At 45.0% G+C, this 20429-nt stretch carries 12 protein-coding genes, 2 tRNA genes and 1 pseudogene; 9 read left to right on the top strand and 6 right to left on the bottom strand.

Annotated features, from left to right (window positions below):
- The first annotated feature begins 45 nt into the window (after window positions 1-45).
- Together QBE54_RS04685 and QBE54_RS04690 are read left to right on the top strand one after the other, a co-directional pair.
- Entirely contained in the window at window positions 46-1587 is a 1542-nt protein-coding gene (locus QBE54_RS04685) for an FGGY-family carbohydrate kinase (RefSeq protein ID WP_369019190.1), read from the top strand.
- 81 nt (window positions 1588-1668) lie between these two features.
- A complete protein-coding gene (locus QBE54_RS04690; RefSeq protein WP_369019191.1) occupies window positions 1669-2358 on the top strand; it encodes a flavin reductase in 690 nt (229 codons plus the stop codon).
- An 89-nt stretch (window positions 2359-2447) separates the two neighbouring features.
- Here QBE54_RS04690 and QBE54_RS04695 read toward each other — a convergent pair.
- Window positions 2448-4829, bottom strand: a pseudogene (locus QBE54_RS04695) (heavy metal translocating P-type ATPase); the annotation flags it as partial.
- 149 nt (window positions 4830-4978) lie between these two features.
- On the opposite strand from QBE54_RS04695, the gene QBE54_RS04700 reads away from it, so the two are divergent.
- The 5 genes from QBE54_RS04700 to QBE54_RS04720 all read left to right on the top strand — a co-directional run bounded on the left by QBE54_RS04700 (window position 4979) and on the right by QBE54_RS04720 (window position 10223).
- Window positions 4979-6142, top strand: a complete 1164-nt coding sequence (locus QBE54_RS04700; RefSeq protein ID WP_369019192.1) for an iron-containing alcohol dehydrogenase — start codon at window positions 4979-4981, stop codon at window positions 6140-6142.
- Between the two features lie 181 nt (window positions 6143-6323).
- Window positions 6324-7673, top strand: coding sequence for a nodulation protein NfeD (locus QBE54_RS04705; RefSeq protein ID WP_369019193.1), 1350 nt, complete (start codon window positions 6324-6326; stop codon window positions 7671-7673).
- Between the two features lie 5 nt (window positions 7674-7678).
- Window positions 7679-8647 carry a flotillin-like protein FloA gene (gene floA / locus QBE54_RS04710; protein WP_369019194.1) on the top strand — a complete coding sequence of 323 codons (969 nt, stop codon included), beginning with the start codon at window positions 7679-7681 and terminating at the stop codon, window positions 8645-8647.
- A 248-nt stretch (window positions 8648-8895) separates the two neighbouring features.
- The gene (locus QBE54_RS04715) at window positions 8896-9555 is read left to right on the top strand and encodes a DUF2271 domain-containing protein (RefSeq protein WP_369019195.1); all 660 of its coding nucleotides are present in this window, start codon (window positions 8896-8898) and stop codon (window positions 9553-9555) included.
- Window positions 9556-9584: 29 nt separating this feature from the next.
- Entirely contained in the window at window positions 9585-10223 is a 639-nt protein-coding gene (locus QBE54_RS04720) for a hypothetical protein (RefSeq protein WP_369019196.1), read from the top strand.
- A gap of 77 nt (window positions 10224-10300) precedes the next feature.
- Here the strand turns inward: QBE54_RS04720 and QBE54_RS04725 are convergent, their stop codons facing one another.
- From QBE54_RS04725 to serC, 3 genes are all read right to left on the bottom strand, one after another.
- Entirely contained in the window at window positions 10301-11413 is a 1113-nt protein-coding gene (locus tag QBE54_RS04725; RefSeq protein ID WP_369019197.1) for a uroporphyrinogen decarboxylase family protein, read from the bottom strand.
- Window positions 11414-11687: 274 nt separating this feature from the next.
- Window positions 11688-11762 (bottom strand) — tRNA-Val (locus tag QBE54_RS04730).
- A 52-nt stretch (window positions 11763-11814) separates the two neighbouring features.
- Window positions 11815-12903, bottom strand: coding sequence for a 3-phosphoserine/phosphohydroxythreonine transaminase (gene serC, locus QBE54_RS04735; RefSeq protein ID WP_369019198.1), 1089 nt, complete (start codon window positions 12901-12903; stop codon window positions 11815-11817).
- A gap of 372 nt (window positions 12904-13275) precedes the next feature.
- Here serC and QBE54_RS04740 point away from each other — a divergent pair, with 372 nt between their 5' ends.
- Window positions 13276-15228 carry a heavy metal translocating P-type ATPase gene (locus QBE54_RS04740; protein WP_369019392.1) on the top strand — a complete coding sequence of 651 codons (1953 nt, stop codon included), beginning with the start codon at window positions 13276-13278 and terminating at the stop codon, window positions 15226-15228.
- A 204-nt stretch (window positions 15229-15432) separates the two neighbouring features.
- Here QBE54_RS04740 and QBE54_RS04745 read toward each other — a convergent pair.
- Window positions 15433-15509: transfer RNA gene (locus QBE54_RS04745), tRNA-His, on the bottom strand.
- Between the two features lie 333 nt (window positions 15510-15842).
- Between QBE54_RS04745 and QBE54_RS04750 the strand changes: the two genes are divergently transcribed.
- Complete coding sequence (locus QBE54_RS04750; protein WP_369017714.1) at window positions 15843-17036, top strand: IS110 family transposase; 1194 nt, start codon at window positions 15843-15845, stop codon at window positions 17034-17036.
- Here the strand turns inward: QBE54_RS04750 and rgy are convergent.
- Complete coding sequence (gene rgy, locus QBE54_RS04755) at window positions 17027-20248, bottom strand: reverse gyrase (RefSeq protein WP_369019199.1); 3222 nt, start codon at window positions 20246-20248, stop codon at window positions 17027-17029. The two genes, QBE54_RS04750 and rgy, sit on opposite strands and share 10 nt — an antisense overlap.
- Between the last annotated feature and the right edge of the window lie 181 nt (window positions 20249-20429).

Genomic DNA, 20429 nt, shown 5'->3' on the forward strand with positions numbered 1-20429 from the left:
TAATGATACAATAAAAAGAAAAATATTCTTGGGGAGAGGTGTAAAATGTACCTTTTGGGAACAGACATTGGAACTCAGGGAACCAAAACAGTAATGGTTGATGAGAAGGGTAACTTTATTACCGATGCCTTTCGTGAGTATCAGGTGATAACCCCCCGCCCTTCCTGGGCAGAACAGTGGCCCGACGTATGGCTTGAAGCAGTGGTGGAGACTATCGCTGAATGTGTAAAGAAATCGGGAGTTAAACCTCAAGAAATTGCTGGGCTGGCTTTGAGTGGGCTTTACGGAGGGTCCGGAATCCCGGTAGATGATAAAGTACAACCCCTTTATCCCTGTCTCATCTGGATGGACCGGAGAGCCCGCAAAGAAACGCAATGGGTTAAAGATAATGTGCCTCTGGAAAAGATTTTTGGTATAACTGGCAATTATGTGGATTCCTATTATGGTTTTACCAAAATGATGTGGATACGCAACAATCTTCCTGAGATATGGAACAAAATCTACCAGTTTGTTACTCCTAAGGATTACGTCATATATCGTTTTACAGGAAATTTGATTACCGATTTTTCTTCAGCCGGCAATATTGGAGGAGTTTTTGATATTCACAAGCGCACCTGGTCAGATGAAATGTGTGAAATCCTGGGTATTCCTCGCAGGATGCTACCTGAAGTAATCCTTAAATCTTCGGACGTAGCTGGCAAGCTCAACAAGGAGTTTGCTCAAGCTATGGGACTTCTGGAGGGGACACCAGTAGTAGCAGGTGGTGTGGACGCTCCCGTGGCGCAACTCTGTGCAGGAGTTCTTGAGCCGGGAGAGCATGTTGCCATGGCAGGCACCTCCATGTGTTGGGGAACTGTACATGGTGGAGAGTATTTGACCCCGGGTTTGGTCAGTTTTCCGTACGTTGTTTATGATGATAAACTCATTTATACTTTTGGTGGTAGTGCCACCTCTGGCGCTCTTGCCCGCTGGTTTAGAGACCAGTTTGGTCGTTACGAAAAAGAAGTGGAGCAGAACACTGGCATATCAGCTTATACGTTGCTTGAGTTGCAGGCAAAAGACATTGCTCCTGGCAGTGCGGGCATTCTGGTTCTACCATACTTCATGGGCGAACGTTCCCCCATCTGGGATCCTGACGCGAGGGGAACCATTCTGGGGCTTTCGCTCTATCACAACCGCGCCCATGTCTATCGGGCCATGCTTGAAGCAGCTGCTTATTCACTGCGTCATAACATGGAAGAAGCCCTTAAGACTGGAATGAAACTTAATCCCGAGTGCTGGATCGTGGGAGGTGTTGCTCGCTCCAGTTTCTGGGTACAAATATTTGCCGATGTAACCGGCTTTAACATGAAGCGCCTTTCCAAAGATGTCGAAGCACCTTTCGGAGATGCTTTTCTTGCCGGTCTTGGTACTGGAGTGATCGACAAGCCAGAGAGAATAAAAGATTGGGTAAGCTTTAGACCGGTCATTGAAGTCGATGCTGAACGTCACCAAATTTACACTCGCTACTACGAACTGTTTAAAGAGCTTTATCAGTCAACCCGGGAAGTAATGCAGAAACTGGCTGAGCTTTCAGGTAGCGTTTGATTGTTTTCAGAAAGTTAACCCAAAAAGGTCCGCTGAGGAGTTCCTCAGCGGACCTTTGAGAAGGAGGAAAAAAATACCAAGATGAATTTGGATGCGCTTTTTTCGGTCAACTGTGGAATGTACGTTATTTCTTCCGCCCTTGAAGAGAAAAGAGGCGGTTGCATTGTCAACGCTGTGGTTCAGGTCACTGCCTTTCCCCCTCAAATCGTAGCCAGTGTAAACAAGGAGAGTTACACCCAAGAACTTATCAAGGAAAGTGGTTATTTTGGAATTTCGGTGCTGGAAAAGGACACGCCTCTTCAGGTCATTGGTCTTTTTGGGTTTAAAAGTTGCAGGAATATTGATAAGTTTGCCGAAGTAAAACATTTCAAAGGCAAGACAGGGGTACCCTTGCTTTCTGAGTACAGCGTAGCTTACATAGAGGCCAAAGTGATCAAAGTTCTGGACGCAGGCACTCATTTTATATTCCTGGGTGAAGTGGTCGAAACGGATTTTCTGGATTCTTCTAAGGAAGCCATGACCTATGGTTATTACCGTGATGTGAAAGGGGGCAAGGTACCGCGTACTGCGGCCACCTACCACGAAGAAGGGGAGGGAGCTGGAGCTATTTCATCAGAGCGCTATCGCTGCAGAATATGTGGCTATATCTACGATTCCCGCTTTGGTGACCCTGACTCAGGCGTCAGCCCTAACACCCCATTTGCGGAGTTGCCCGAAGACTGGGTCTGTCCTATATGTGGAGCTGGCAAAGACCAATTTGAGAAACTATGAGTCCTAACAGGACCTCCAGCGAACTTCCGCAAGCGGAGCGAGTTAAGAACTACGTTTAAGGAACTGAAACCCATAGCTATTTCAGCAATTACCGGGTGCAAAACTCCCAGGAAAGCAAGAGGCAGGGCAATAAGGTTGTAGAAAAAGGCCCAGAAAAGGTTTTGCTTGATTTTTTTGAAAATAGCTTCGGATAAGAGAAACGCTTCTTCTAAGGAACGCAGGTCATTGCGTACAAGAATTATATCGCCGCTTTCTTGAGCTATGTTGGTGCCAGCTCCCATGGCAATCCCTACATCGGCTTTCTTGAGAGCAGGAGCATCGTTGATGCCATCACCAACCATGGCTACTTTTTCATCCCTCTTTTGATGCTCTTCGATGATCCTCATTTTATCCTGAGGTAGGAGCCTGGAGGCTATTTCTTCTATGCCAAGGTTCCTGGCTACCTCGAGAGCAGCTTCTTCGCTATCACCAGTGAGAAGAACAACCTTTTTGCCCATGCTTTTCAGGCGATTGATGCTTTCTTTGCTCCCTTCCTTGATGGTATCTCTAAACTTGAAAGCTCCCCAGAATTCTTTACGAGTAAAAATGATCACTGTAGTACCCGCTCTGGCAAGAAATTCTATAAAAGAGAGGTCGAAGTTCTCAGGCTGGTTCTCTTCAAAGAAGCGATAATTGCCTATAAATATTCTTTCGCCGTTTACAAGACCCGTAACGCCTCTTCCTGGTTCTACCCTGAACTCTTCTACCTTTGGAAAGGTGTCTGGCTTCAGCCCCTTTTTCTTCATGTACTCAACGATTGCTTTACTTAAGGGATGTTCTGAACGTTCTTCGAGTGCGTAAACTGCCTCCCAGAAGCGGTTTGAAGAGAGTGCGGGGTTCAAAACGAACTCCGTCACCTCTGGTTTTCCCAGGGTTAGAGTTCCCGTTTTGTCAAGAAACACAGTTTTTATTTCTCTAAGGAGCTGGATAGCGCGACCATCCCTAAAAAGGATACCACGTCTTGCGCCAACTCCGCTTCCCACCAGTAAGGCCATTGGTGTTGCCAGTCCCAGGGCACAGGGACAGGCAATAACCAGGGTGGAAATGCTTGCAAAGAGAGCTCTCGAAAAAGGATCAAGATCTGGAGGTACCCAGGGTAACAGTTTAATCCAAGTCAGAACAGCACTTTGCAATACTCCCGGTAAGAAATACCAAACCACAAAGGAAGCCAGTGCCAGGCTCAGAACCAGAGGAGTAAAAATGCCCACCACTTTATCGGCAAAGGCCTGTATTGGTACTTTGGTGCTCTGTGCTTCCTTGACCAGCTCGATAACCTGACTCAAAAAGCTTTCTCTTCCTATTCGGACGACCCTGGCTTCTACAAAACCTTCCAGGTTAATTGTGCCGCCTATGATAAAATCGCCTTCTTGCTTAACAACGGGAAGGGGTTCTCCAGTAACCATGGATTCGTCCACGGTAGTTCTACCCGAGATAATTATCCCGTCCTGGGGAATTTTTTCACCAGGTTTTATCACTACTCGATCGTCAACCTTGAGTTCTTCCGCAGCCACATCAATAACTTCTCCTTCATCCTTTTTCAGGTGTGCTATTTGAGGTTTCATTTCAAGGAGAGCAGCGATTTCCCGGGTAGCGCGGTGTCTGGAAGAGGTTTCAAGGAAGCGCCCAATTAGGTGAAAGGCAACAATCATTGCTCCGACACCGGCAAAGCTTTCCACCGGTTTTCCCAGCAGTCTGATTACGCCAGAAAGATAAGCGGCTAAAGAGCCAGCAGTGATCAGAGTATCCATGTTTGTTTTGCCCTTTAAAATTAGCTTCCCGGCTCGGCGTATACTGTCATAGTTAACGACGAATATGACTGGAAAACTCAGGAGCAACTCCCAGCCAAGATAAAAAGCTACTTCAACTCCTGCCACCATTTTAAACAGCATCAAAACTACCAGGGGCGCGGTGAAAACCCAGCTCAGGATTAATTTTTGTCTGGCCTTAGAGAGCTCTTTTTGATCACCCTCAGGCTGGTTGTTTTGGTCCTCTTTAACGTGGTATCCAAGACTTTCGATAAAATCTCTTATGGTTGGATATTGAATTTTTTCTGGCTGAAAAACGATAGTTGCGGTACCTGGGAGGAGCTCTATGTGAACCTCTTTAATTCCTTCCAGATTCTTTAGCGAACTCTCAATTCCTTGGACACAACTCGGGCATTTCATACCCTCAATTCTCAGATGAATCTTAGTTAGCTCTGATTCATCTTCCACCTCATACCCAAGTTCTTTTATTTCCTGTTTGATGGAATCAAGGTTTGCGTTTTTTTTCACCTCAAGTGTTGCGGTCTGGGTCGTGAAGCTTACAGAAGCTTTCAATACGTCGCTTCTCCTGGCAAGGGTTTTTTCTATACTGGCAGCACATCCTGAGCAATGCATCCCTTTAATCTTTATTTGCAATCTTCTGGCTTGCTGATTTTCATTTTTTCTCATTTTCAATCCCTCCCTACGGGGGTGTGTATTTAATTGTATACCCTCCCTACGGGGGTGTCAAGCCAGAACGATGCTGGTTGAGAAAAAGCAGCAATTTGGCTGAATGCTGTATAATATCAACAAAACGCTTTGACACGGAGGGAAGAATTATGCTCAACTTCGAATATCAGAATCCTACCAGGGTAATCTTTGGGAAAGATGAAACGAAGCGGGTGGGTAAGGAATGCAAAAAGTATGGCGAAAAGATTCTCTTCATCTATGGTCAGGGAAGCATCAAAAAAACTGGCCTCTATGATAAGATACTTTCCCTCCTCAAGGAGGAAGGGTTGCTGGTTTATGAGCTTGGTGGCGTCAAACCCAATCCCCTGATTTCCAAAGTTAGAGAGGGAGTTGAAATTTGCAAGCAAGAAAACATTGACCTGGTGCTCGCTGTAGGTGGAGGAAGTGTTCTGGATACTGGAAAAATAGTCGCTCTGGGGGCAAAGTACGATGGTGACCCCTGGGACTTTTTCACAGGCAAGGCCGAGCCTAAGGAAAAACTTCCTCTCGCCTGTGTACTCACGCTTGCTGCAACAGGTTCAGAGATGAATCGCAATGCAGTCATCTCTAATGAAGAGACCCAGGAAAAACTTGCGGTAAAGCACCCGGTCCTCTTTCCTGATTTTTCAATTCTGGACCCGGTTAACACGCTTACTGTGCCCCGAGAGCATACCGTGTATGGCATCGTGGATATCATTGCCCATGTTTTCGAACAGTATTTCCATCCAGTTCCCGAGACACCACTCCAGGATCGCTTTGCAGAAGGAATAATGCTTACGCTGATTGAAAATACACATCGGGTTCTGAAAAAACTTGATGACTATGATGCCAGAGCAAATATCATGTGGTGTAGCACTCTGGCTCTCAACCACCTCATTGAAGCAGGAGCCTGTGGTGATTTTGCAACACACCAGATAGAACACGAACTCAGCGCTCTTTATGATATTCCGCATGGAGCAGGGTTGGCAATTCTTTTTCCGCAGTGGATGAAGTATGTCATAGATGTAATACCCGAAAAGTTTGCACAATTCGCAGAGAGAGTATGGGGTATTTCCCGAGAAGGTAAGGACGTGAAAGAGGTTGCACTCGCTGGCATTGAGCGGACCAAGCAATGGTTTTCTGAAATTGGAGCACCGGTGAGTCTGAAAGAAGTAGGTATTGGGAGAGAAAACTTGGAACGCATGGCTGAACACGCTACCCGTCTGGGACCACTTGGTTATACCAAAAAACTTTACAAGCAGGACGTGCTTAACATTCTGGAAATGTCACTTTAAGTTTACACTCTACTATATGCGATGTCCTTTCCAGTTCCCGGGATAAACCGGGAACTGGAAAGTTGTAGCATTTCTTTTGAAAGAAGCTCCTTTTGCACCTAAAAAGCCTGATAAAAGATTGATTTCTGGCTTCTCAGACTTTCGGGAATAAATCTTCCCACTTTGCGGGTTATGAATGTACATGGATAACTTTTTTGGAAAAGCCCTTATAGTATTTTTTATACTGACTATCCTTCTTGCAGTATCTTCTTCTGCCCTCGCTGAACAGCCGATAATCTGGGTGCCTCTCAAAGATATTCCTGATGTGGGGGCAGTGGAATGGGGTTTGGCCAGCTTTGTAAAGAGAGCACTGGAAGAAGCTCAAAAACGTGACGCTCAGGCAGTGATATTTGAAATCGACACCTTTGGTGGTAGAGTGGACGCCATGCTTTTTATAAAAGACCTCATTTTTAAAGCACCCATCAAAACGGTAGCTTTCGTAAATTCAAAGGCCTGGTCTGCGGGAGTGTTCATAGCTCTTTCCTGTGAAAAAATTTTTATCACTCCTGATGGTAGTATTGGCGCCAGCGAACCTCGTTCTGGGCAAGAAGACGTAGAGAAACCAGACCCTAAAACTGTTTCCGCCATCCGCGCTCAGATAGAAGCACTGGCTCAAGCACGGGGACGAGATCCCACTATTTTTGCCGCTATGGTTGACCGCAATGTGGAAATCGAGGGATTGAAGAAGAAGGGAGCGCTTTTGACTCTCCCTGCTTATCTGGCTCTGCAACACCAGGCGGTTGACGGTATAGCTCGCGGTCGGGAAGAAGTTTTGGAACAACTGGGTTTTGATGGTCCCTTGATTTCCCTTACTCCTTCCTGGTCTGAGTTGCTGGCCCGATTTTTAACCCATCCTGCGATAGTTCCCCTCCTCCTTCTACTTGCTTTCGGTGGCATCTTCCTTGAAATCATGACCCCTGGTTTCGGTATACCCGGGGCTGTGGGAATCACTGCTACAGCTCTATTTTTTGGAGGAAGGTATATAGCAGGGTTATCAGGATGGGAGCCTCTGATTCTCTTTATTGCCGGAATTACTCTTTTAGCCATTGAAATCCTGGTAATTCCAGGTTTTGGCGCTGTTGGCGTATCTGGCATTGTCGCTTTGGTGATGTCGCTGTACCTGGTGCTGAGAACTACCAGAATTCTCTTCCGAGGAACAGTTATTCTCGAGATGCTCCTTTATCTTGCCATCATGGGAGCAATCTTTTTGGTTGGACTTTTCTTCCTTCCCAAAAATCCTATCTGGAGCAGGTTGGGGCTTCAGGAAAAGGTTTCTCCTCCAGAAAAAACTCAAGAGACTTCACCATACCGGGCGCTGTTGGGTCAAATAGGTACGGCTAAAACCATACTTCGTCCAGCTGGAGTTATAGAAATCGATGGTAAATCCTACGATGCTATCAGCAGGGGAGAGTTTATCAGAGCTGGTGAGAAAGTGGTGGTAGACGAAGTGCGGGGTAACAAAATAATAGTCATCAGAAAAAAGGAGGACTGAGGAGAGTGGACTTTGGTTTGTATCTCTTGCCGGCAATAATAATTCTGGTGCTCGCAGTAGTGTTTTTTACCCTGGTACCCCTGGGGCTTTGGATTTCGGCACTGGCGGCGGGAGTCAAAGTGAGCATCGTAACTCTTATTGGTATGAGGTTACGAAGAGTCCCACCGGCAAAAATAATTCTTCCTCTCATTAAAGCTACCAAAGCGGGTCTGGACCTCAGTGTGGGAGCACTTGAGGCCCATTATCTTGCTGGAGGAAACGTGGACAGAGTGGTGATTTCCCTTATTGCTGCAGAGAGAGCAAACCTTCCTCTTTCTTTCCAAAAAACCTGCGCTATCGACCTCGCTGGTCGCAATGTCCTCGAAGCGGTCCAGATGAGTGTTCTCCCCAAAGTAATCGAAACCCCAGTGGTTGCAGCGGTGGCCAAAGACGGCATTGAACTCAAGGTTAAAGCCCGAGTTACGGTAAGGACCAACATAGATCGCTTGATTGGAGGAGCTACCGAAGCTACAGTCATTGCTCGAGTTGGAGAGGGAATTGTTACCACTATCGGTTCCTCAAGGAGCCATAAGGAAGTTCTGGAAAATCCGGATATCATTTCCAAAACAGTTCTCGACAAAGGTCTTGATACAGGTACTGCCTTTGAGATTCTTTCCATCGACATTGCAGATATTGATGTGGGACAGAATATCGGCGCCCGACTGCAAACCGACCAGGCTGAGGCTGATAAACGCGTGGCTCAAGCCAAAGCCGAAGAGAGAAGAGCTCTGGCAATCGCCAGAGAACAGGAAATGAAAGCTTACACCCAGGAGATGCGGGCAAAGGTGGTCGAAGCTGAAGCAGAAGTTCCTCGAGCCCTGGCCCATGCTTTGAGAGAGGGAAAGCTTGGGGTTCTGGACTACTACTCACTTCAGAATTTACAGGCTGATACGCAGATGAGAAAGAGACTGGGGGAGGAAGAAAAGAGTGAATAATCCCGAAAAAGGCAAAAAGGAGCGCCTGCATCTCAACATTTCTAAAAGCGAGCTGCGTTCGTTCTACGTTTTTCATGAGTTAATTTCTGAACCCAGGTCATTTAAAATCAATCCCCAATTGCAGCTGTGGAACAAAAGGTTCAAGAGGAGAATTACTGTAAAATAGAGTAAAATACGGCTTCTACAGCTTAGTGGAAAAGCTTTTGACCATGATACAGAGTTTCTTCCTAATGACAAAGAGAATGGGAATGAAGTTGAGAAAGACACATGGCTGGTTTGGTAAAGGAGTGAGAATTTTCATGCTCTCTTGTCTGGCAATTTTTGGGTTGTTTGTATCGGATGGGTTTTCAGGTGTTGAAGGCAAAGCTTCATCCGTGGTTTCCTCCCCAAACCCGGAAACTGCCGATGAAAATCCCACCTGGAGAGGACCGGGTTTTCTGGAAATATCCTTTAAATTTCAGAGAAAAGGTATTGCTTCTAGCCAATACGCAATATGGATAGAGGATAAGACCGGTAATTTGATAAAGACGGTTTTTGTAACCAGCTTTACTGCCAGAGGAGGGTACACTTTTCGAAAAGACTGTCTGCCGACGTGGGTAAGTAAGGCAAGGCCTCAGTTGAAGAAGACTGAGGTTGACGCTGTATCGGGGGCAACTCCGCCCAGCGGAAAACAAGTGTATGTCTGGGATGGTAGAGATCAGCGTGGAAACCCGGTTATGCCTGGTGAGTATCGCTTTTATCTTGGAGCCACACTTTACTGGTCGAACCGAGTGCTGTACAGTGGTACTTTCTTTCACGGAGGTCCATCTCAGGAAAACATTCCCATTTCAATTTCCTACTTTGGTAACCAGAAAAACAAAGACATGATACAGGAACTCAAAGCAAGGTATGTGTCCAGCCAGTTTTAAAGTCCTTGAGTTAAGAAAGGGTGTTAGGAATGAAAAAAGGGGAAACTTCCAGTGCATTCATCCTGATTACACTTCTCTTGTTTTTTTTGCTAACTACTGCGGGTCTTGCAGAAACAGACAATGATTCCCTGGTGAAATCAAGCGGTGTTCTGGTGGAGGAAAACAAGGCAGAAGAGCAGAACCTGGAACTTAAATCTGAGCTCATCAAAGCTACCTTAGGCGCCATTTCCATGGAGATAGACCGCTATGAGAAAAGAGAAGACGAACAGAAAGAGAAAAAAATAGATTATCTTGAAAAGATGCTGGATATATTCGAGAACATGAAACCCGAGGAGTACCTTCTCGAAGGTCAGGAAAGAGCTATAGACCTCTTTGACGAAAAATTCGGAGTACTCATGCCACCTGAGTTTCGGGAAGCAGAAATTGTGGTTCCCCCCTCTGGTATAGGTTCCATCCTTGAAGTTGTTGGAATGACCCGTTCCGGTCCGTTTTACCATGTTGCAGGTGTAAGGGGAAACAATCTTGATGTATTCAAGGCTCAAACTCGTTATAAGTTGGAAATTTATCTTATCTACAAAAGAGAGTACGCATGGAATATACCTGATTACTACGTATATATCGCTGCTTGGCAACCCATTGAGGATGCGAAACCATCCTGTCTGGAATAAAGAAGGAAATATAAGAAGCTATAATTTTGACAGCACTCTTTGAGTCTCGAAAAATGCCTTGAGTATGGTTGCTCTATTTAGTAAGTTCCATATGAAAGAGCCTCTTCATACATAGCAACGATATTTTGCGGTGGGACATCAGCTTGAATGTTATGTACTGTGCAGAGGACATATCCTCCACCAGGCGCCAGTTCATCTATCCTGCGTCGGACTTCTTCCCGTACTTCCTCAGGGGTTCCAAAGGGAAGCACTCTCTGGGTATCAATGCCACCCCAAAAGGAAAGCGCTTCTCCAAAATTCTTCTTAAGCCATTTGGGGTCCATACCACTCGCAGAAACTTGAACAGGGTTGATTACTTCAACACCTATTTCTACAAGATCTTCAAGAAAATCAGCGATTGCTCCACAGGAGTGATAAAGAAGGGGCGCAGAAGTCTTTGTTTTGATAAACTCGTAAAGTTTTTTCTGTCTGGGTTTGACATACTTGCGATACATCTCAATAGATATTAAAGGAGAATTTTGGGTAGCAAGGTCATCTCCTACCAGCACTAAATCTATTAAAGTACCCGCTTCTTGAAGAAGCAAATTAAATTGCTGTAACTGAAAATCCAGCATGATATCCATAATGCTACATGCAAGTCCTGGTTGAAAGACAAGATCCATCATAAACTGAGCAAAACCGCGTAAATACCAGGCGAATTCAAAACAAGAACCGATACAATTTATAATAACTGCTTTATCGCTGTTTTTCAGTACCTCGGCTTCGCCTCGGGCCTTCTTAAAGAAATCGATTGATGGTTCAGGTGGCACGTACTTTTTCAGTTCTTCCAGACTACTTACTTTAGCTAAAGGGTGCGAGGTCATATCGTAGTAAAGTCCAGTAAAGCGGCGTTCCACGCCCCAACTGTCTTTCCAGGTCGTTCCTTCTGTGTCGTGGGACCATACCTGGTAGGGTATTACATCGTATACGTAACGGGTGTCAATATCAAATTGTTCCAGAATTGTCGAAGCCGGCTTGGCAAGGTACTGAACTCGATCAACCAATGTTTCTTCCTCCTGAATTCCCAGGAACTTGCAAAGATTACGATGGGCATAGAGGGTAATTCCCGAAACGATACCTCCCAGGTCAAGAGGTACTCTGTCTGGTTCTTTATGAGCCAAAGCTGTTTGCAAACGTTCCGAGGAAGTCATTTTTGATTCCTCCTTTTTGAGGAAATACTTTATCTCAAAATACTCCTCCCAAAGATGATTATAAACCGCAAACAGTTTTCGACTAATAAATTATTGATCTCGTCGAGTTCAAATGTTCTTGCTTCAATCTCCTTTCAGCCTTGCTTCTTAAAAGTGCTTATGAAAGCTTTCCAGAAGGCTATTGTGGTGAAATTTTTTTATTTCCTGTTGCTATTGCAAGTACTGTCGAGAAGGATAACTGTGGAAAATGAAGTTGCTGGAGCCTTGAAAATACTGGTGGGCGAAGGAGGACTTGAACCTCCGACCCCTTGCTTGTAAGGCAAGTGCTCTCCCTCTGAGCTATTCGCCCACTCTTTTTGCGCTAAGCATTATATCACAAAAATTTCCAAAGACCAAAGAAATTAACCATTGCGTCTTGCAAATTCTTTCATGAAATCAACCAGCACCTCGACTGCTTCCAGCGGAACACCATTATACAACGAGGCGCGACAACCACCTACTGAACGATGCCCTTTCAAACCCACCAGACCTTCACGGGTGGCTTCTTCAACGAAAAGCTTTTCCAGCTCTGGAGAAGGGAGATTGAATACTACGTTCATCCAGGAACGATCTTCGGGTTGCACCGGGTTGCGGTAAAAATCCTGACTGTCTATGTATCCGTAAAGCAGGTTTGCTTTTTTACGATTTATTTCTTCCATGGCAGCCACTCCACCAATGTTTTCCTCCAGCCAGCGGGCTACTTTTTCTACCACGTAAATTGCGAAGCAGGGAGGGGTATTGTATAAAGAATTTTTCTCTACAAAGGTAGTATAGTTGAGCATGGTAGGTAGATTTTTAGGAATGCGTTCCAGCATATCTTTGCGAATGATTACAATGGTTACTCCAGCCGGACCAGCGTTTTTTTGGGCTCCAGCATATATGATGCCAAAGGGACGAGGATCAAAAACTCTACTGAAAATATCAGAAGACATATCTGCTACCAGAGGAATGTTTCCCGTTTTGGGAAACTTCCACCACTGGGTACCCTTTATGGTGTTATTGGAAGTAATGTGCAAATAGGAAAAGTTATCATCTATGGGTATCTCCTTGGGAATGTAAGTGTAGTTTCTATCCTTCGAGGAGGCCACGATGCATACATCATCAACGATGCGCTGGGCTTCCTGTATTGCCTTGGTAGACCAGTACCCAGTATCCACATAGGCAATAGGTTTTCCAGGCTGGGCACAGTTCATAGGAACCATTGCAAACTGGAGACTTGCTCCCCCCTGGATAAATACCACCTCAAAATCGTCATTAAGGTTTAATAATCTTTTGATTCTCAGGACGGCAGTATTTAATACTTCCTCAAATTCCTTGGAGCGATGGCTTATCTCCAGAATTGACATGCCTGTTCCCCGAAAGCTGAGCATTTCTTCTCTGACTTCTTCCAGCACCGGAATTGGTAAGGCTGCTGGTCCAGGATTAAAGATGAAAACTCGTTTTTCTTTCATGACTTCTTCACCCTTTGAGTTTTAATTTACAGTCTCCCAACTGGTCTTCGGATAAAGTATTTCTAAATTATACCAAAAATGCTACCTGTTAAGTAAATTACGGTTCTTAGAAAACAGCGTACTTCAAAATTGAAAGGAAGAACACAGGAAAGCAGGGAGGCTCTTGCTCCGCCTCGCTACATTCTACATTTTGCGGTTTGCACTTCCAGAGTGTAGGGCTATTAGGAAATAATCGAACTTCTTGATTTGTTTTAACCTTGGAGGTGAAAGTCTGTGGAAAATCACCATCACCACCACGAGGGAACAACTTCTCTACACCATGCGCATGGTGGGGAAATCAGTCATCATTCTCATCACGAACACCACATGCAAATGGTTAGCGATTTTAGAAAAAGATTTTGGGTGTCTCTGGTTGTAACCATACCTGTTCTTTTGCTCTCACCGATGATCCAGAACTTTATGGGTTTCGAGCTAACTTTCAGAGGTTCCAGCTTCCTTTTATGGTTACTTTCGAGTTTTATTTTCTTTTACGGAGGGTTACCCTTTTTACGGGGTGTTTTCTCCGAGCTGAAAAAGCATAACCCAGGAATGATGACGCTTATTGCCCTGGCAATAAGCGTTGCCTATGTTTATTCAAGCTTGGTTGTATTCGGATTTCGGGGCAAGTTCTTCTTTTGGGAACTGACTACCCTGGTCGACATCATGCTTTTGGGACACTGGCTTGAAATGAAGTCGGTTCTGGGGGCCTCTCGAGCGCTGGAAGAACTGGTAAAAATCTTACCTTCAGAAGCTCATCTTTTGCTTGACGATAACTCTGTAAAAGAAGTGCCTGTTTCCGCTTTGAAACCTGGTGACCTGGTTCTGGTTAGGCCTGGCGAGAAAATTCCCATCGATGGGGAAGTGGTAGAAGGTCACTCCAGTGTGAACGAGGCAATGCTTACCGGGGAATCCAAACCCGTGGAGAAAGCACCCAAAGACAAAGTGATTGGGGGTTCAGTTAATGGAGAAGGTACTCTCAAAATTCGAGTAAGCAAGACGGGGAAAGAAACTTATCTTGCTCAGGTCATAGAACTGGTGCAGAAGGCTCAGGAAACCAGGTCCAGAACGCAAGATATTGCGGATCGCGCCGCTTTGTGGTTAACTGTCGCTGCCATTGTTGCAGGACTTTCGACTCTTATTAGCTGGTTGGTTTCCGGAGCTGACTTCGCTTTTTCTCTGGAACGCATGGTTACCGTCATGGTTATTACCTGTCCTCATGCTTTAGGTTTGGCTATCCCCCTTGTAGTCGCGGTGTCTACCAATATATCAGCACGTCGGGGATTGCTGATAAGAGACCGTACCGCTTTTGAAAACGCTAAGGATGTTGAAGCAGTGGTTTTCGATAAGACCGGAACTTTAACCGAAGGCAAGTTTGGAGTAACCGATATAATTCCTTTTGATAAAGGTTTGAATAGCGAAGAAATTATTGGCCTTGCAGCCAGTCTGGAGGTTTTTTCGGAACATCCCATTGCTCAGGGAATCGTGAGAGAGGCTAAAAATCGGGGTCAAAAGCTCGTGGAAGTCAAAGATTTTCGCTACTTTCCAGGCAAAGGAGTAGAGGGCAACATAGGGCAAAGCACCTATCGTATAGTCAGTCTTACTGCTTTTTTGAGAGACAAAAGAGGGAATAACATTCCCGAAACTATCCAGAAAGTTGCCGAAGAAGGTAAAACAGTAGTAATCCTGCTTCAAGGAGATGAACCTGTCGGCGCCATAGCTCTTGCCGATATTGTTCGTAAAGAATCGAGAGAAGCCGTTTCTATGTTAAGGAAGTTGGGCAAAAAAGTGATGATGTTGACTGGTGACAGTCGTTCGGTTGCTCGGTGGGTAGCAAAGGAGCTTGACCTCGATGAATTCTTTGCCGAAGTTTTACCCCATGAAAAGGCTGAAAAAATAAGGGAATTAAAGGGGAGAGGTCTTAAGGTTGCTATGGTAGGTGATGGGGTTAATGATGCTCCTGCTCTCGTTGAGGCAAACCTGGGCATAGCCATTGGTGCTGGTACAGAAGTGGCCATCGAGGCAGCAGACATAGTTTTAGTCAAAAACGACCCCAGAGATGTGGTTGCTATTTTTGAGCTTTCAAGACATACTGCCTCTAAAATGCAGCAAAATCTCCTTTGGGCCACCGGTTACAACGTTATAGCCATTCCTCTTGCTGCCGGTATGTTTTATTCTTTTGGCATTCTTCTTTCTCCAGCCGTAGGTGCCATTTTGATGTCTCTATCGACTATTATCGTTGCTTTGAACGCCCAAAATTTGAAAAGCAAGCTTTCTAGGCGGGTTTAAAGCGGAATTGCTCATAAGAGTTGGAAGGAGATACTAACTGGGAAACCTATTCTGTGACCTGAATTTGGAAAAAGAGTTTTTTCGGTTTTGGACTGAGCGATTTTTTTAAGCCTTTTCCCTTTATGATATGAGCATCGGATTTGGGAGAGAAGTAAGGATTTTTTGGGAAATCCAGGATGAATTGCAAGGGCTTTCCAAACTTTCTGGGGTGAGCGAGGGGACTCGAACCCCCAACCCCTGGAGCCACAGTCCAGTGCTCTGACCGATTGAGCTACGCTCACCACAGCACAAATATTGTAACAAATTTTAATTAATAATCAAGCGTTCTTTTGCTAAGGTTTCTCGGTGGCAAAAACTGCTCCTTTTTCTTTAATGCCTTGGATTTCCTGATAAAGCTCTTGGAGCACAGCAAGATAGTCTTTATCTCCTACGAATAATTATGGTATAAACTTAAAAGGGACAGAGGACCATGTTCCCCTAAGCCTTAGAGCTTCAAAAGGAGTCTGTCCCCCGTCCCTAAAGTCCCTATTGGTTGATTTGGCTACCAAGCCACTGTCAAGCGGGAGATAGGACTTGGGACGAAAAACCAAAAATAACTTTTGCGAGGTCTGGCCATGAACAAAAACTCCTGGCAGTATTTCATAGGCATTGATGTTTCCAGGGACAGGTTCACCTATGCAATCATCGATGCTTCTTTGCAGGTGCTCAGTGAAGGTCAACTGCATATGAACTTGGAGGGATTCACTGCCCTCAGCCAGCTTATTAGCTCCTATCCCAACTCCCTGATTGGTGTGGAGTCTACTGGGAGTTACCACCTCAACCTCCTGGCCTTCCTGATTACCAACCAGTACCCGGTGGCACTCATCAACCCCGCCCTCATCAAAAAGTTCTCTCAGAGCATCACCCTGCGCAATACCAAAACTGACCGCATTGATGCCCTCACCATCGCCAGGTTTCTGCTCAAAAACCTGGAAGTGATTCCTCACTTCATCCCTGACAAGCTGGATGACCTGGCTGCCCTGGCCAGGGTGAGGGAAAGCCTCACTCAACAGATTGCCAGAACCAAGACCCAGCTCAAACAACACCTGGTGGTGGTCTTCCCGGAACTGGTGGCTCACCGCAACATCTTCACCGATTTCCTGCTCTCGGTACTTGAAGAATTTCCCACTCCCCATTCGGTTCTCAAAGCCTCCCCAGGCAGAGTGAAGGCTGTCTTCAGAAAGCTCAAAGCAAGAGGAAGAAAACCATCTCTCAGTGCTGAACAGTTCTTGGAACTTGCCAGAGATTCCATCGGTATCTCCACCACCAACTATGCCCTGATCATCAAACATGAAGTGGAGATGCTCCGGTTCCTCAACCAGAAGCTCCAGGAGATTACCAAACAGTTCATCGAGGAAATCCAAAAGAACCAGAAAGACAACTTGGAACTCCTCAAATCCATCAAAGGAGTCAGTGATATCACCTCGGCTCATTTTCTGGCTGCAGTCAAGGATATACACAGGTTTGAAAACCGAAGGAAACTGGCTGCCTATGCAGGTATTGACCCTTCTATCAAACAGTCTGGTTCCCGGTATGCTCGAGGTGGAATCAGCAAGAGGGGCTCTAAGTCTTTGCGGAGATGTCTCTACCTCATGGCAAGTGGAGTTATGCGCTGCAATGAGTACTTTAGAGCTTATTACTTGAAAAAGAGAGGTGAGGGAATGCCCCACAGAAAAGCAATGATTGCCCTCTGTAACAAGCTGTTGAGGGTTATCTTTGCTATGCTCAGGAAAGGTGAAAAATTTGTTCCAGTTACACATTATTTATAGTTGACTCCTTTTTCTACCTGGTCCATTAATTCCTCAAGTAGTCTACTGCGCTCTTCAGACAGAAATTCAGAAAACTCCTGAGCCAGATAGTCTGCAACCCTTTGACCTTTTTGGGTGGGAATAAGACGAAAATTCTTTTCAACCACATACCCTCTCTCAAAAAGGCGGTTAATCAAAAACGAGTAGGTGGAGGGTCTTCCTATACGCCGTTCTTTCATTAGTCTTACCAAATCTGCCTGAGTAAGGAGCGGCACTTTCGGCACTCTCTTTACCGAGATAGTTGCTTCCTGAAGGCCTTCGGGAAGAGGTTTTTCAACGGAAACAATTTGTGGATAGAGCTCGAAAGCCTTGCCGTCAACAGACACAACGCGTGTTATCTCCTTTGTTAAACCCGAGCCCCTAAAATTTAGTGAGTATCGGAGCGTTAAAAGCCGCACTGGTGGACACTGGCTGGCCATAAATCTTTTAAAAACCAGATCATACACCTTAAAATCCCGGTAGGAAATGACATCCGAGGTTCTGATAACTCCCTCTTCGATAAGTTCCCTCAAGGTTTTCCAGTCTATTGCTCTGGTCGGGCGGATGCATTCGTGAGCACCTTCGGCTTTTTCCTGCCATTTTCTCCCTGCAAAGTGTTCTTTGAGATAAAGGCGCGCTATTTCAAGACCGGCATCAGAGACACGAGTACTATCAGTACGATGGTAAGTTATGAACCCGTTTTCAAATAGCTTTTGGAGTGTACGCATGATTTCCTTGGAACTCAGCTTAAACAGACGATTCGCTTCGTCAAGAAGAGTATCAGTAGTGTAAGGGGGAGGGGGAAGTTTCACTTCTTGGCTTTCTGCAATTTTCTCAATAAATAGTGTTACTCTATCTCCGTTGTTCATTTCAATTTTAAGGTCCTCTTCGGTTCCCAGGGTTATTCTCCGACCTTCTATTTCAAGATAGTAAAAACGCACTTTTTCCTGGTGTTTGCGGTAGTTTTCTACAATCCATTGCAAAAGAGGGGTCTGTGCTCTGCCAGCCGAAAGATTGGTTCCATTAAAACGTTCTCTGAGAATGCTGGAAATTTCAAACCCAATCCAGCGATCTTCGATGCGACGTACCAGTTGTGCCTTTACCAAGTTGTGGTTAATATTTCTTGGAGACATTAAAGCTTGTAGAACCGCTTTCTTAGTGACCTCGTGAAATTCGGCCCTCCTGGCACGCCGCGCAATTGCTGTTAAGCTGGCAACATCGTAAGCGATTTTTTCGCCTTCGGTATCAGGGTCAGTAGCTATAATCAGGTTTTCAGCTAACCGACTAACCTTCACCAGGTTGGATATGCGCTGGTGGGAGTCAAATGCAGGAGGTTCACCACAACGGGGGCATGTTTTATAAGCCACAAATTGGTCTCCTTTGGTACATTTTTTGATAGAACCATAGTAAGGAATAAACTTTCCATTGTCGATTGTGACACCATGATATCCTCCTTCTTCCACAAGGTCTACCAGGTGGCCCAAAGAAGCAGTTATCACCAGCAGATGTTCACCGGTAGCTACCTCATAGAAAGGTTGTTCCCCAAGAGAAAACATAGATGGATGACCAAAAAAACGAGCAATTTGCTTTGCTTTGGTAGGACTTTCTACAACAAAAAAGAGTGGATAAATCCAGTCTTTGTTTTCCTTTGAAGAGGCATAACGAGCCCTGCTTTCATCGAGACGTTTCTTAATCGAAAGAAAGTCTATTTTTGAGACGTCACACGCTGATAGTTTCTTGAAGTTGATTTCATAGTACATTGCTCTTTGCAGAAAAGCTTCAAAGAAAGTCTCTTTTTCCAGAACAAAGCTAATCCCATAAGTCACGCCTCCTGCAAAAAGGCGCGAAGTTCTCCCTGAAGCCTGGATGTAGACCGGGAGGTTGGGTATTAGAAGCTGGTTGTTTTCAATAACTACTTCCTTTACCGTCCTTGTGAAATGTTCATCAAAGAGAAGTTTTTTAATTAGCATTTTAACCTTCTCACGGGAGTTCTCGCGTTTCCTGAGGTAGGGTAGCTCCTTTTCAATTTCCGGATGACCCCGAAACGCGAAAGCAAGAAGAGCGAGCATACCTGGGCTTAAATCGTCTATACTTCCAAATGATACTTTTAAGAACGGAGCTCCCCAGAAAAGCGTGTATCGAAAACATAAAGGGTAATCCAGTCCCCTGACCAGGATTCCATAAGGAGCTGCGACACCAAGGAGCAAATCTTTTTTGCCTTCTTCAAACTCTTGAATCGTTTTTTGAAGTTCCTTTCGGGTTGTTTGCGAAGTAATTACGCCGCATTTCAAATGCTTTGAAAGAAATGTCGCCAGCTCTTCTACTTCCTGCTCGGTGTTGGCGAAGATCAGTCCTCCATAACCCAAGTTTTTCGTAATGCACAAAAGTGATTCCAATTTCTCTTGCTGGTCGTCACAGTATATTGCGTAGTCGTCAATGTTCCGCAGATTAAAGTGTGTGCTTCCAACGCTGAAATGAAGGAGATTGGTAAAAATTCGAGCTTTGGGACCCGGTCTTGAAGTGGCGGTGGATACAAGAAGCTGACCATGTTTTTTAGAAGTATCGGGTTTTTTCTCTTCAATTTCCTGTTGGGAAAAACCGAGCAACATAAGCACTCTTTCAATGTTTCGAGAGGCCTTGAGAAGTGCGTCAACATCGTCAACCAGGATAAAGTCAAATCGCAGTTGGCTTAAGCTATCAAAGTGTCTACCCAAAAAAGCAGTAGTGGTCAAAAGTATATCAAAATTGCCCTCTTGAAGCCTTTCTAAAAATTTTTCGCGTTCTTTTGGTGATTTGTTCTGATAGAAAAGAATGGAACTTTTGGTCAATTGCTTAAGTCGCTCAAAGCTCTGATTTGCCAGAAGAACAGTAGGAAAAAGGAGATAACACTTTTTGCCCTTTTCCGCAAGATAAGCGCTGTAAACAAGCCCCAGGAGGGTTTTCCCATAGCCTGTAGGAGCAAAAGCAGAGAAACTCAGGCCTGAAAGTAGTTTTTTGGCAAAATAGCGCTGCAAAGACTTGAGTTGCATTCCAGTCCGCTCTTCAAAAAAGTCGCTAAATTCCCGAAAAGAATCCTCCTCAAGGGAGAGAAAAGTTGTGCCAAGTCGGTTACAGTTACCGCTTTCTATTTCTTTCCACTCGAGGTCCCCACCACACACCGGACACAGGTTTTTATAAACCAGCGCTATGCTCATGGCTTCTAATAAACTCTCACCCCCATCTAAAAGCAGCGAAAACTAAGTGGAACCAAAGTTGTTACCTCTCCATTTTTACTATAACTCATTGACTTCTTTTTAGCCAGAATCGTAATAATTGCTGTTTGGAAAACCTGAAAGTGAAAACTTAAGTTGAACTTCAGCGATTTTTGAGTAAATT

Source organism: Thermatribacter velox (assembly GCF_038396615.1).
GTDB lineage: Bacteria > Atribacterota > Atribacteria > Atribacterales > Thermatribacteraceae > Thermatribacter > Thermatribacter velox.